We start from the raw sequence: 13667 nt of genomic DNA, 5'->3' as shown, positions 1-13667 counted from the left end.
TGAGATTGTCATCCAATTGGATTAGGCTAAAAAAACCAAGCATATATGCTTGGTTTTTTTATATCTTTGAATTGGCGTTGTGGGAAAAGTGTGCATAATGTGTATAGAAAGATAATATCGTGGCTCAGGGAAGAAGAATAGATATGTTGGTCGTGGTGGGATGATAAAAAAACCTAAATACATCACGTGGTGGATCTTTGCCATCAGCGTTTTTTTTATTTTCGTCTTACTCCAAATTCCAGCGGCTTGGCTCATTTCAAAATTTTATAAGAATAACCAGGTCTTGCAAAACGTAAGCGGCAATATTTGGCAAGGGCAAGCAGATTGGCATAGAGGAAACCTCAGAGGCTCGTTAAGTTGGAAAACACGGCCTTTAGATCTGTTTTTGCTGCGTTTAGGGGCGCATATTGAACTTCATAGTGGTAATACCCAGCTTGATGGGGTGATGGGGTATGGTTTTGGCAAAAAAGTCACGATTCATAATTTGAATGGACAAATTGCACCTGAGACCCTAAAAAATCTGGTGGACTGGCAATGGCCTGCAAATGCCATTCAGCTCCAGGATATCGATTTTAACTATAAAAAAGAGCAGGGCTTTTCACAGGCAGACGGTCAATTACAGTGGGCAGGTGGTGAGCTGATTTACACCTATGCTCAGCGACAGGATCGAATGAATATGCCGTCCTTAAAAGGAAAACTGTCAGATGAAAATAACAAGCTACTGTTTGATATTCGTGACCAGCGTGATCAAAAACTGATTGCCTTGGATCTGGATCAAAACCTGATGCTTGATGTGCAGCTCACCCAGCGTTTATTGATGAATATTCCTTCCTACGATGGCAAAGCAGGTCTGGACACCTATGTCATTAGTTCACGACAACCTTTATTTAAAGGTGGTTTCTAATGAATGAATGGATTGAAAAAATTCAACAGTTAAATTGGAAACAAGCGGATCGGATTGCACCCATCCTGTTGGCACTGCTGATTTTATATCTATGCTGGAAGTTGGCGAGTATTTTCTGGTTATTGCTCGCACCACCTCAAGTCATGCAAGTTGAGCGTGTGGAATTGGGCTCACAACAGCCGCAGGTTCCAAACATTTCTTCGTTTGCATTGTTTCAAGAGGCCGGAAAGACCGCTGCTGCAGACGAGAACATCAATTTAATATTACAAGGTGTCGTGGTCGGCTACCCAAGTCAATTTTCTTCTGCCGTGATTAAAGTCAATGACGTGGCAGATCGCTATCGGGTGGGAGAAAGTATTGATGCCACGTCTTACCAGTTGGCTGAAGTGTACTGGGATCGCGTGGTATTGCGTCAAAATAATGGCACCACCCGAGAGTTACAATTTAAGGGAATTGAAAATGGGTTGGATCAATCTATTATTCCACCTGAAGTCAACGCGGCAAACTCAAACAATCAAGCGAGTCAAACGACTCAAGCTGCACCGAGTCAGGAAAATAATGCTTTGGGACAAGCCGTACAAAAAATACAGCAAGACCGGGAACAATATTTAAAAGATATGGGGGTGAATGCGGCTGGTGGAGGGTATGAAGTGACCTCAAGAACTCCGGCAGCATTACGCAGCAAGCTGGGTTTGCAACCGGGTGACCGAATTATGTCTTTGAATGGACAGGCGGTAGGTCAGGGGCAAAGTGATGCTCAGTTGCTGGAACAGGCGAGACGCGAAGGTCAGGTTAAGCTGGAAATAAAGCGTGGTGATCAAGTGATGACCATACAACAGAATTTTTAAGTGATGTATCGTCACATTATAGGGTTAGGAAGCACGGAATTTTATGGCTTTATTTAATCATCATCGTTCAGTCTGGACCTTATTTGCAACTGCCCCACTTATTGCTATGGTGAGTACTGCAAGTCACGCACAGACATGGAAAATCAACTTACGTGACGCTGATTTAACAGCGTTCATTAATGAAGTTGCAGACATTACGGGGAAAAATTTTGCTGTCGATCCGCGTGTGCGTGGCAATGTGACGGTAATTTCAAATAAACCTTTAAATAAAGCTGAAGTTTACGAGTTATTTCTGGGTGTGTTGAATGTGAATGGCGTGGTGGCTATTCCTTCGGGCAATACCATCAAATTGGTACCGGATAGCAATGTTAAAAGTTCCGGTATTCCTTATGATGGCAAACAGCGTGCCACGGGTGATCAAATTGTGACTCGGGTGATTTGGCTGGAAAATACCAATCCAAATGACTTGATTCCTGCAATTCGTCCTTTAATGCCACAGTTCGCGCATTTATCCGCGGTCGCAGGGACCAATGCGCTGATTGTTTCAGACCGTGCCAGTAATATTTATCAGCTTGAAACTATTATTCGTAACCTGGATGGTACCGGACAAAACGATATTGAAGCGGTAACGCTGCAATCCAGTCAAGCGGAAGAAATGATTGGTTTACTGGAATCAATGAGTTCGACTGGCGCAGCCAAAGATTTAAAAGGCTCACGTATTCGCATCATTGCCGACACGCGTACCAACCGGATTGTGCTGAAAGGCGATACTGCAACCCGTAAACGTATCCGCCAAATGATTGAAATGCTGGATGTGCCTGCGGCAGATCGGTTAGGTGGACTCAAAGTCTTTCGTTTAAAATATGCCAGTGCCAAGAATCTGGCGGAAATTTTACAAGGCTTGGTTACTGGTCAGGCAGTTTCAGGTTCATCAAAGTCGAACAGTTCATCGTCGAATACCAGTAATACGATGAATAATCTCAGCAGTAATAACTCGAATACTTCAAGCAGTGGCTCATCTAGTATTTCAACCCCAAGTATTAATCTGGGTGGTGGATCGAATAGTAACACTCAAAATAGCATCACCAGTTTTAATGGTAATGGGATCAGTATTATTGCCGATGACAGCCAAAATGCGCTGGTGGTGAAAGCTGATCCACAATTGATGCGCGAAATTGAATCGGCCATTCAACAACTGGACATCCGTCGTCAACAGGTACTCATTGAGGCTGCCATCATTGAAGTGGAAGGAAGTGATGCCGATCAACTCGGTGTGCAATGGGCCTTGGGTGACTTAAGTAGTGGCATCGGATTGATTAGCTTTGATAATGCAGGGGCAAGTCTGGCGAGTTTAGCCGGTGGTTATTTAACGGGTGGTGCTGCCGGTTTAGGTGCCGCAGCAGCTGGGTTAAAAGGCACCTCACTGATTCTTGGAGATTACAAGGAAGGCAGTGATGGATCTCGTCGACTTTATGGTGCACTGATTCAGGCACTCAAAAGTAATACAAAATCCAATTTACTTTCCACGCCATCCATTGTGACCATGGACAATGAAGAAGCCTATATTGTGGTGGGGCAGAACGTACCCTTTGTTACAGGTTCTGTCGCCACGACCACAGCCGGGATTAATCCCTATACCACGGTGGAACGTAAAGATGTCGGTGTGACTTTAAAAGTGGTGCCGCATATTGGTGAAGGTGGCTCGGTTCGCTTAGAAGTCGAGCAGGAAGTTTCTGCAGTACAAGCAAAAGGTGAAGCGCAGGATTTGGTCACCAGTAAACGTGCCATCAAAACCTCAATTTTGGCTGAGCATGGTCAGACCATCGTGTTGGGCGGTTTAATTTCGGATAACTCGATTCATGGTCGTCAGTCTGTACCGGGCTTGGGCGCTATTCCGGGAATTGGGCGTTTGTTTAGATCTGATGTTAAATCGAATGAAAAACGCAATCTATTGGTCTTTATTCATCCCACTATTGTTGGTGATGCTAAAGATGTGAAGCGTTTATCGCAGCAACGTTACAGTCAGTTATATAGCTTGCAGTTGGCCATGGATCAGGATGGCACTTTCTCTAAGTTACCGGAAAATGTGGATGATATTTATCAGCAAAGACTGCCAGTTACGCCTTCAGCTCCTAAAGTGCCGGATTATCAAACGGTACCATCAGGTGCGCAGAGCCGGTCCAATGCCACTACGATTAGCACTCCTGTAGCGATTGAGCCTGTGGTGCAACGGCAAGTTATTCAGGCCCCTCAATCTGAGGTTGAACGAACCAAAAATACCGTAACCACGACCACGATTCGATCAGGTTCTTAACAGAGGATGTAAAGACTTGAAGATTTGCCGTGATATGATGAAAAAAAATCGCAAAGAGAAGTGCATTTCATGACTTGGAAAATACAAGCAATTACCGGTGAATTGACGGGACAAGAAATTAGCATCGACCGTGATATGGTGGTCGGTCGTCATCAGAGCGCAGATATTGTATTGCAAGCAGCGGAAATTTCGCGCAAGCATGCGGCTTTCTTGCTAAAAGACCAAGCCTTGTGGGTACAGGATTTAAACTCATCTAACGGCACATTCCTCAATGATTTACAGATTGAACATGAAACCTTGTTAAAACAAGGTGATATTATTCAGTTTGCCAGTTTAAAATTTTCAGTTCTTGAGCCAGCTAAAGATATTGCGCCTCTAGTGATTGAACCCGTTGAAGTTGCAGCTGAACCTGTAGCAGCGGAAACAGAAGTGATTCCTGCTACTGAACAGCCTTCGGAAGCTGTTGCGGTTTCTGAAACAGCAGCCGCAGAAGCGGAGGAAGCATCGAAAACAGTTGCTCAACAAATGAATGAGCAAGGTATGCCTGAGCTGAAAGAGCGCGATAGTAATGTTCAGGTCAGTCGTGATGGTATGCCGCAAGGCGTTGCAATCCCGAAACCTGCGCCTATTCCGGAAGGAATTGATATCACAAAAGCACAGCCTGAACCGCAGCCTGTTGCAATTGAAGAGCCAGTATCCCGTGTTGAGCTAGATAAAAACGAGCAGAAAAATGCATCGGTTGGCTTAATGACCATTATTGCCTTGATTATCCTTGCAATCATCGCATGGTTGTTATTTAAATAAGGGTGCGCTCGACATACAATAAAGGCATGCAATCGCATGCCTTTATTGTATGACTGGATGTTGTTGTGTGAGATGAATCAAGAGAGGAATAAGATGTCTGTAGCAAACTTGGCAAGTCGTGAACTTATTTTATTTGACTTGGATGGCACATTGGTGGATTCCGCATCTGATTTATATCGCGCCATGAATATGAGTCTGAATGTCTTGCAATTACCGGAAGTAACTGAAGAACAGGTTCGGACGTGGGTGGGTAAGGGTACATCGCTTTTTTGTTATAGCACTTTGCAGTATTTAACCGGACAGGTCGATCCTGCTCAACATAAACAATTATTAGACACATTTTTAGAAATTTATAATGCCGAGCCATGTGTAGACACTCAGCCTTTTAATGGGGTGGTAGATTTTCTCGACTGGGGTTTAAGTAATAACAAACAAATGATCTGCGTGACCAACAAGCCGGAACAACCGGCGCGCATGATTGTGGAATCCTTGGGCTTAAGCAAATATTTTGTCGATGTGATTGGTGGCGATCGCTTTGAAGAGCGCAAGCCGCATCCGCGCCAACTGCTATTCTGTGTTGATGAATATCAGCTGGCAAAAGACCAGGTATTAATGCTGGGCGATTCCAGTAATGATGTAGAAGCAGCACGACGTGCAGGAGTGGATTGTATTGTGGTTAGCTATGGCTATAATCATGGTGAAAATATTCAGGACTGCCAGCCGCAACAAGTGGTCGATGATTTAACAGAATTACTCGTGAAATAATTTAAAAGTAAGGATATTGGAATGAGAAATTGTATGGCTTTTCGATGGCGACACTAAGCAGATAATACCAAAACTAACTTAAATAAGCCCATATCGAAAATAGAGAATACTCATGACCACTCAAACTCAGTTCGACAGCTTGAAATCTGACGGTTACAACCTTATTCCTGTTTACCGTCAGCGTTTGGCTGATACTGAAACGCCACTTTCCGTGTTTGCGCGCCTTAAAGACCATCAACAAGCCTATTTATTTGAATCGGTTGAAGGTGGTGAAAACTGGGCGCGTTACTCCATTATTGGTTTGGGTGAATCGACTGTTTTTTCATGCAATGAAAGTATTTTAACCATCCAGCAAGGCGATGGTTCAATTGAAACCCAAGTTTGTAGCGATCCATTTCAATATATTCGTGATTTCCAATCTCAATTTCATGTGCCAACGCAAAAGGACCTGCCAGCCTTGCCGAGCTTTACCGGGGGGTTAGTGGGTTACTTTGGCTATGATGCGGTGCGTTATATTGAACCGCGTTTGACCAATGTGCCGACAGCCGATCCGGTCGGTTTACCCGATATCTGGATGATGCTGTCTAAAACAGTGATCGTGTTTGATAACTTGAAAGATACTTTGTTCTTGATCGTCCATGCAGATGTCCATGATCCTGATGCTTACGCTCGGGCCCAACAACAATTAGATGCTTTGGAAGCAGTACTGGCTCAACCGATCAGTCTGCAAGCGAAAAAACATACCGCACCGCATTTTGAATCGCTCACAGGCAAAGAAAAATATCTTGAGTCGATTGAAACCGTCAAAGAGTACATCCGTGCAGGTGATGTGATGCAAGTGGTGCCGGGTCATCGTATGGTGTCAGATTTTGATGGTGAGCCATTACAGGTATACCGTGCGCTACGTCATCTTAATCCATCACCGTATTTGTTTCTGGTGCAAGGTCAAACCTTAGACAATAAAAAACCATTCCACATTGTGGGATCTTCTCCGGAAATTCTGTCGCGTCTGGAAAATGGTATTGCCACAGTTCGTCCACTGGCAGGTACACGCCCACGTGGCAAGACCAAAGAGGAAGATTTAGCATTAGAAAAAGACCTGTTGTCTGATGAAAAAGAGATTGCTGAACATCTGATGCTGATTGACCTGGGACGAAATGATGTCGGACGCGTGTCAAAAATTGGCAAAGTACAAGTCACGGATCAAATGGTAATTGAGCGTTATTCGCATGTGATGCACATTGTCTCCAATGTACAGGGGGAGGTTCGCGATGATGTTGATGCTTTGGATGTCTTTAAAGCCACTTTCCCGGCCGGAACACTTTCTGGGGCACCGAAAATCCGTGCCATGGAAATTATTGACCAGGTCGAACCGGTAAAACGTGGAGTTTTCGGTGGTGCTGTCGGTTATTTAGGCTGGCATGGTGAAATGGACATGTCGATTGCCATTCGAACCTGTGTTATTCGGGAAAATAAGGTCTATGTACAGGCCGGAGCGGGGCTGGTGGTGGACTCAAATCCTGAATCTGAATGGAATGAGACCCAAATAAAAGCTCGCGCAGTGATCAAAGCGGTTGAATTATCGTCAAATGGATTGATTTTGTGAGTTTTTGGAGTTTTTTTTTAAAAAAACACTTGCAAGGATTCAGAGTTTTGCTAAACTGCACACCGTTCCGATACGAAACGTACGAAACACTAAGAAACGCCGGCATAGCTCAGTTGGTAGAGCAACTGACTTGTAATCAGTAGGTCCACAGTTCGAATCCGTGTGCCGGCACCATCTTAGAGTGTTTGAATAGTTAAGTTGAAGGATGACACTGAAATAAGTGTATGTGGTGAGGTTCCCGAGCGGTCAAAGGGGGCGGACTGTAACTCCGCTACGAAAGTTTCGAAGGTTCGAATCCTTCCCTCACCACCAATTTAAGAAATTCGATACAGTGTAGTTGTACCAATATGCGGGAGTAGCTCAGTTGGTAGAGCGGCAGCCTTCCAAGCTGCATGTCGCGAGTTCGACCCTCGTCTCCCGCTCCATCGAAGATTTTATTGCTCTTATAGCTCAGTGGTAGAGCACTCCCTTGGTAAGGGAGAGGTCTCCAGTTCAAATCTGGATAAGAGCTCCAGATATACAGTTTAGTGACTTGTTCACAAAGTTTTAAAAGAAAGCAGGCTTATTAGTCTGCTTTTCAAGTATTGGGTGTTTAGTTTTTTAGGTGACCTGTCGAAGCTGAGTTGTTTAAGACCGTGTTCGACGTAAACGAGGAAGATGATCATGGCTAAGGCTAAGTTTGAACGTAATAAGCCACACGTAAACGTGGGTACAATTGGTCACGTCGACCATGGTAAAACAACTTTAACTGCTGCAATTGCAACGATTTGTGCAAAAACTTACGGCGGTGAAGCTAAAGATTACGCAGCAATTGACTCTGCACCAGAAGAAAAAGCGCGTGGTATTACCATTAATACTTCACACGTAGAATACGATTCTCCAACTCGTCACTACGCTCACGTAGACTGTCCAGGTCACGCCGATTATGTTAAAAACATGATCACTGGTGCTGCTCAAATGGACGGCGCGATCCTTGTATGTGCTGCGACTGATGGTCCTATGCCACAGACTCGTGAACACATCCTTCTTTCTCGTCAGGTTGGTGTACCTTACATTCTTGTATTCCTTAACAAGTGTGACCTTGTTGATGATGAAGAATTACTTGAATTGGTAGAAATGGAAGTTCGTGAACTTCTTTCTACTTATGACTTCCCAGGTGATGACACTCCAATCATCCGTGGTTCAGCGCTTCAAGCATTGAATGGTAATGAAGGTCCGTATGGCGAATCTGCTGTAATCGAATTGGTTGCTGCGCTTGATTCTTACATTCCTGAACCAGAACGCGCAATCGACAAAGCATTCTTGATGCCAATCGAAGACGTATTCTCAATTTCAGGTCGTGGTACTGTAGTAACAGGCCGTGTTGAATCTGGTATCGTTAAAGTTGGCGAATCAGTTGAAATCGTTGGTATTAAAGATACAGTTGTAACGACTGTAACTGGCGTAGAAATGTTCCGTAAATTGCTTGACGAAGGTCGTGCTGGCGAGAACTGTGGTGTTCTTCTACGTGGTACTAAACGTGAAGACGTTCAACGTGGTCAAGTACTTGCTAAACCAGGTACAATCAAACCGCATACTAAATTCGACGCAGAAGTATACGTACTTTCTAAAGAAGAGGGTGGCCGTCATACTCCATTCCTTAACGGTTACCGTCCACAATTCTATTTCCGTACAACTGACGTAACTGGCGCAATCCAATTACAAGAAGGCGTGGAAATGGTAATGCCTGGTGACAACGTTGAAATGTCAGTAGAATTGATCCACCCAATCGCAATGGACCCAGGTCTACGTTTTGCGATCCGTGAAGGTGGTCGTACAGTGGGTGCTGGTGTAGTTGCTAAAGTAACTCTATAATCAGTATTGATTGTATAAAAAGCGCTCCTTTGGGGGCGCTTTTTTATGGCTAACATTTCTTTACTTGGGTTTTTAAGTCAAAAATAATTTCACTTATCATTTTTTCCCTTGCGTCAAAATAAAGTAGCACTTTATTTCTCTTCATGTCCTTAACTGATATTTTCCTGACCTTATCTGCACTTATAGCAAATTTTTAAATACGTAATATAGGAATTAAGAAAAACAAACATAAGTGAATTGAGCAATATTATTTTGCTAGATAGGAGTAAAAGTCATGAATGCAAAGGTCAATATTACCAATCGTGCAGGTGCAAGCTTTCCTGTACGTCGAATGAATTTCGATTTTAATAATGTGCCAGAATACTGGATGAATGGCTCGCCAGGTCTTACCCATTTTATGACGGCATTGTCTGCATTATTTCCGGCAGGTGAAAAATTTTTTATTGATAGTGTTCGAGCTGTTCGCCACCATCCTGCTATTAAAGATAATCAGCACTTACAAAAAGAAATCAGTGCATTTATTGGTCAAGAAGCCATGCATACCCATGAGCATGTCGGTTTTAATGCTTCAGCACAAAAATATGGGCATGATATTGCTGCTTTAGAATCAAAAACAGATAGTGTGATTCAAACTTTCCGTAGAATATTCGTAAAAATGGCAAAACCTTTAGGTATTACGCAGGAAATGATTGATTTAACTGCAACTACCGCACTTGAGCATTTCACCGCCACTATTGCGTCTGAATTGCTGCGTAATCCGCATATTCAAGAGCTGATGACGGACCAGACGATGGCAACCATGTGGGCGTGGCATGCAATTGAAGAAAATGAGCATAAAGCGGTAGCCTACGATGTTTTTGAGGGCGTGTTTGGTCGAGGTCTTAAAGCCTATATATTACGTACCAGCTCTTTAAGCTTAGCAATGGTAATTCTTTTTATCACTCAATCTTATTTTCTTGCACGCTTATTAAAAGAGGATAAACAGCTAAATCTTAAATCATTAAAAGAAATTTATGCTTATGCCTATAAACCCTCTACAGGCATTATTGCCGGCATGGGTAAGGAAATGCTGGCTTATTTTAAACCAGGTTTTCATCCGAATGATTTGGATACTGTCAGTTTGCTAGACACTTGGAAAGTTAAATTAGGTTTTTAAGCAGTATTAACTCTTGGGGCAATAAATATTGCCCTTTTTTCTCGATTTTTTATGCAAAGTTTCTATAATGCGAAACTTCTGGTATTTAAAAGATGAACGAAGATGATTCGTTTAATGCAAAAAGCGGATGTAAGTCGCATCACGCAAATTGAGCAATTGGTACAAAGCCATCCATGGACGGCAAAACAGTTTGAAGAATCCATTGATTCTTATATTAGTACCGTGATTGAGCATCAAGGACAGGTGGTCGGTTTTTGTATCTTGCAACCTGTTTTGGATGAAGCCAATCTTTTACTGATGGCTATTCATCCGAGTCAGCAGGGCAAGGGATTAGGTTATCAATTGCTTGAAGCTTCAATTGCCCAATTGAAAAATAATCCGCTACAAATTTTTTTAGAAGTGCGAGAAAGTAATCAAACTGCGGTTGCACTGTATGAAAAAGCCGGCTTTCATCAGATTGATTTACGTAGAAATTATTATCCCAATCCTGATGGCTCACGCGAGCATGCCATTATTATGGTGAAATCATGCAGTGATGATTTTTCACAGCTTTTTAAATAACTAATACTATTTGATAATTGGGTTATTCCATCCAGAGGGTAATGTCGTCATGAGCGAGTTTCCCAATTGTTGAATTTCTTCTTGATTGAGCAAACGGTTTAATCGGCGCCATTGTCCATCAATCAGTAGCTCCAAAGGTACATATTGAGATTTGTAATTCATTTTATTGGAATGCGGCACCCAATAACCTAAATACACATAAGGCAAATTTAAAGCTCGTGCATGTTCAATTTGTTTAAGTACTGCAAATACGCCAAGTGAACGTCGACTCTCATCAGGATCGAAAAAAGTATAAACCGCAGAAACTCCATCATCTAAAGGATCACAACTTGATACGCAAATAAGTTTGTCATCTTTCCAGAATTCGAGAAAAAAACTGTCCGTGCAGCTATGCACTAAAAATTTTTCGAATTGATCTAGGCTGGGTGGGAACATATCGCCATCGGCATGACGCTCATTGATATAGCGTTCATACAAGGTATAATGAAGATCAGATGCATCCGCAGTACGCGTAATTTTGATGCTTAGGTCTTGATTGCGTTTCCAGGCTTTTTTTTGCGTACTGTTCATGTGAAAATCAGCAACAGGTACTCGACTAGACAAGCATTGACGGCATAAGTGACATTCAGGACGATAAACAAAATCGCCACTACGACGAAAACCGACACGAGAAAGTTCAGATAGACTGACCACGTCAATGCGATGTGCAGGATCTAAAAAGACCATCCGCGCTGATTTATTTTCCAGGTAACTACAGCTATGCGGTGGGGTAATATAATACTGCAAATCATTCAATAGGGACTTTGGGTGATACGAATTCATAGCAAGATCCCTCTGTTATTTTCATTCAATTAATTGTGCGTGTTGCGCTATTGTTTTACTTGAAAATACACCCTCTTGATATTTTTTCCAATCTATAGAGGGCTGTTTAACAACATCTTGTAACGAATTAAGATACGCTTGGCGAGAAAGTGTGCAAGCACCCAAGCTTAAAAGGTGGTCATTGACCAGTTGGCAGTCAATCCAAGGCAGATGATTTTCCTGACCAATGAGCATTAAAGTATAAAAAGCCATTTTAGAAACATCGGTTTGGGTGCTAAACATTGATTCACCAAAACAGCCACGTCCAATGGTCACGCCATACAAACCACCCACCACTTTGCTTTCATCCCAAACCTCAATACTATACCCATAGCCTGCATCAAATAATTGGCAGTATCCATCAATAATCTCTTCAGAAATCCAGGTATCTTCCGCATAATTGCGTGGTAGGGAGCAGGAACGAATGACGTGTTCAAACGCTTGATTAATTGTAATTTTATAATCAAACTTTTTCATATTGCGAATTAAGGACTTGCTAGGATGATAATCTAGCGGACGGATAATGCAACGTGGTTCAGGGCTCCACCAGCAAATAGGCTCGCCCTCACTAAACCATGGAAACAGACCGTGAGTATAAGCTTCAAAAAGCGTAGCAGGGGAGAGGTCGGCACCGATGCAAATTAACCCCTGATCATCGGGATCAGCTTCGATGGGATCGGGAAAAATAAATTCTGAGGGTGCTAATGGATGCATGGGATTCAGCCTGAACGAAAAGAAAAACTCGCAATAAGCGGTTGTGATTTTTATCATACAAAAAACCGCCCAGTGAAGGACGGTTTTTATTGAGTTGAATTGATTTGTTTAAATCAGTCAGCTAAAGCATCAAGATATTTTTCAGCATCCAGCGCAGCCATACAGCCTGAACCCGCTGAGGTAATCGCCTGACGGTAAACGCTATCCGCAATATCACCGGCAGCAAATACACCGGCTACAGAAGTAGCAGTCGCATTACCTGCTGTACCACTGTGAACTTGAATATAACCATCACGTAAGTTCAATTGACCTTCAAACATGCCGCTGTTTGGCTTATGACCAATGGCAACAAATAAGCCGGTGACTTCTACATCTTGCTTAGAGCCATCTTGAGTCGATTGCAGACGAACAGCAGTTACCCCTGACTTGCTGTCACCCAGAACTTCATCTACCTGATGATTCCAGATGATGCTAATTTTGTCTTCTTTCTCTTTCTCGAACAGATGGTCTTGCAGAATTTTCTCTGAACGCAAAGAATCACGACGGTGAACTAAAGTCACGTGTGAAGCAATGTTTGAAAGATATAAGGCTTCTTCAACCGCAGTATTACCGCCACCCACAACCATAACTTTTTGGTTTTTATAGAAGAAACCGTCACAGGTTGCACATGCGCTGACACCTTGACCCATGAATGCAGCTTCAGATTCAAGACCCAAATATTGTGCAGTAGCGCCAGTTGCAATGATTAATGCATCACAAGTGAACTCTTCCATATCGCCTTTTAAAACGAATGGACGAACGCTTAAATCAACTTCGTTGATATGGTCATAGACAATCTCTGTACCAAAGCGTTCAGCATGCGCCTGCATACGTTCCATGAGTGCAGGGCCTGTTAAACCTTCAGGGTCACCCGGCCAGTTGTCGACTTCAGTTGTCGTGGTCAATTGACCACCCAATTGTAAGCCTGCAATCAGCATTGGCTTTAAGTTGGCACGTGCAGCATATACAGCTGCGCTATAACCAGCAGGCCCTGAACCTAGAATAATCAAACGTGAGTGACGAGCGCTCATTCGCGGCATCCTTTTTTTATTTAGAAATTTGTGAAATTATACGTGAAACTCGATAACAGTTGTGTGCGTTCGATGTCGATATTATTGATCATTGAAATCGATTTGAGCTATATACAATAACCATGCGGTGCTAGATACTGCATTGATAGTATAGGCATCCACAGCCTATACATAATATTGCATCTTTTTCCTTGGAACAGGTGCATAATA

At 42.9% G+C, this 13667-nt stretch carries 12 protein-coding genes and 4 tRNA genes; 13 read left to right on the top strand and 3 right to left on the bottom strand.

The window, feature by feature from the left end:
* Window positions 1-160 precede the first annotated feature (160 nt).
* The 13 genes from gspN (at window position 161) to rimI (ending at window position 10812) form a co-directional block, all read left to right on the top strand.
* Entirely contained in the window at window positions 161-904 is a 744-nt protein-coding gene (gene gspN, locus E0H89_RS05350) for a type II secretion system protein N (RefSeq protein ID WP_131215171.1), read from the top strand.
* On the top strand, window positions 904-1752 hold the full coding sequence (locus tag E0H89_RS05345; RefSeq protein ID WP_131215169.1) for a type II secretion system protein N: 849 nt from the start codon (window positions 904-906) through the stop codon (window positions 1750-1752). The genes gspN and E0H89_RS05345 overlap by 1 nt, the downstream gene beginning before the upstream one ends.
* Before the next feature lie 43 nt (window positions 1753-1795).
* Complete coding sequence (gspD, locus tag E0H89_RS05340; protein ID WP_131215167.1) at window positions 1796-4066, top strand: type II secretion system secretin GspD; 2271 nt, start codon at window positions 1796-1798, stop codon at window positions 4064-4066.
* Between the two features lie 69 nt (window positions 4067-4135).
* Complete coding sequence (locus E0H89_RS05335; RefSeq protein ID WP_131215165.1) at window positions 4136-4870, top strand: FHA domain-containing protein; 735 nt, start codon at window positions 4136-4138, stop codon at window positions 4868-4870.
* A gap of 93 nt (window positions 4871-4963) precedes the next feature.
* Window positions 4964-5635, top strand: coding sequence for an HAD-IA family hydrolase (locus E0H89_RS05330; protein ID WP_131215163.1), 672 nt, complete (start codon window positions 4964-4966; stop codon window positions 5633-5635).
* Between the two features lie 112 nt (window positions 5636-5747).
* Window positions 5748-7241, top strand: a complete 1494-nt coding sequence (gene trpE / locus E0H89_RS05325) for an anthranilate synthase component I (RefSeq protein ID WP_131215161.1) — start codon at window positions 5748-5750, stop codon at window positions 7239-7241.
* A 98-nt stretch (window positions 7242-7339) separates the two neighbouring features.
* Window positions 7340-7415 (top strand) — tRNA-Thr (locus E0H89_RS05320).
* 54 nt (window positions 7416-7469) lie between these two features.
* A tRNA-Tyr gene (locus E0H89_RS05315) sits at window positions 7470-7553 on the top strand.
* Between the two features lie 37 nt (window positions 7554-7590).
* Window positions 7591-7666 (top strand) — tRNA-Gly (locus E0H89_RS05310).
* A 14-nt stretch (window positions 7667-7680) separates the two neighbouring features.
* Window positions 7681-7755, top strand: a tRNA-Thr gene (locus tag E0H89_RS05305).
* Window positions 7756-7904: 149 nt separating this feature from the next.
* Window positions 7905-9095, top strand: a complete 1191-nt coding sequence (gene tuf / locus E0H89_RS05300) for an elongation factor Tu (protein ID WP_131215160.1) — start codon at window positions 7905-7907, stop codon at window positions 9093-9095.
* Window positions 9096-9369: 274 nt separating this feature from the next.
* Window positions 9370-10251 (top strand): metal-dependent hydrolase, encoded by an 882-nt coding sequence (locus E0H89_RS05295; protein ID WP_131215157.1) that lies wholly within the window; start codon window positions 9370-9372, stop codon window positions 10249-10251.
* Window positions 10252-10353: 102 nt separating this feature from the next.
* Window positions 10354-10812 carry a ribosomal protein S18-alanine N-acetyltransferase gene (rimI, locus tag E0H89_RS05290; RefSeq protein ID WP_131215156.1) on the top strand — a complete coding sequence of 153 codons (459 nt, stop codon included), beginning with the start codon at window positions 10354-10356 and terminating at the stop codon, window positions 10810-10812.
* 6 nt (window positions 10813-10818) lie between these two features.
* Here rimI and E0H89_RS05285 read toward each other — a convergent pair whose 3' ends face one another.
* The 3 genes from E0H89_RS05285 to trxB form a co-directional block, all read right to left on the bottom strand.
* Complete coding sequence (locus tag E0H89_RS05285; RefSeq protein WP_131215154.1) at window positions 10819-11634, bottom strand: arginyltransferase; 816 nt, start codon at window positions 11632-11634, stop codon at window positions 10819-10821.
* Window positions 11635-11655: 21 nt separating this feature from the next.
* Window positions 11656-12387, bottom strand: coding sequence for a leucyl/phenylalanyl-tRNA--protein transferase (aat, locus tag E0H89_RS05280; protein WP_131215152.1), 732 nt, complete (start codon window positions 12385-12387; stop codon window positions 11656-11658).
* 113 nt (window positions 12388-12500) lie between these two features.
* Entirely contained in the window at window positions 12501-13457 is a 957-nt protein-coding gene (trxB, locus tag E0H89_RS05275; protein WP_131215150.1) for a thioredoxin-disulfide reductase, read from the bottom strand.
* Window positions 13458-13667 lie beyond the last annotated feature (210 nt).

It is taken from the genome of Acinetobacter sp. ANC 3781 (genome assembly GCF_004331285.1).
In the GTDB taxonomy this organism is placed as follows: Bacteria; Pseudomonadota; Gammaproteobacteria; order Pseudomonadales; family Moraxellaceae; genus Acinetobacter.
The sequence above is the reverse complement of the archived record's forward strand: the minus strand, read 5'-3'. Positions and strand labels throughout refer to the sequence as shown.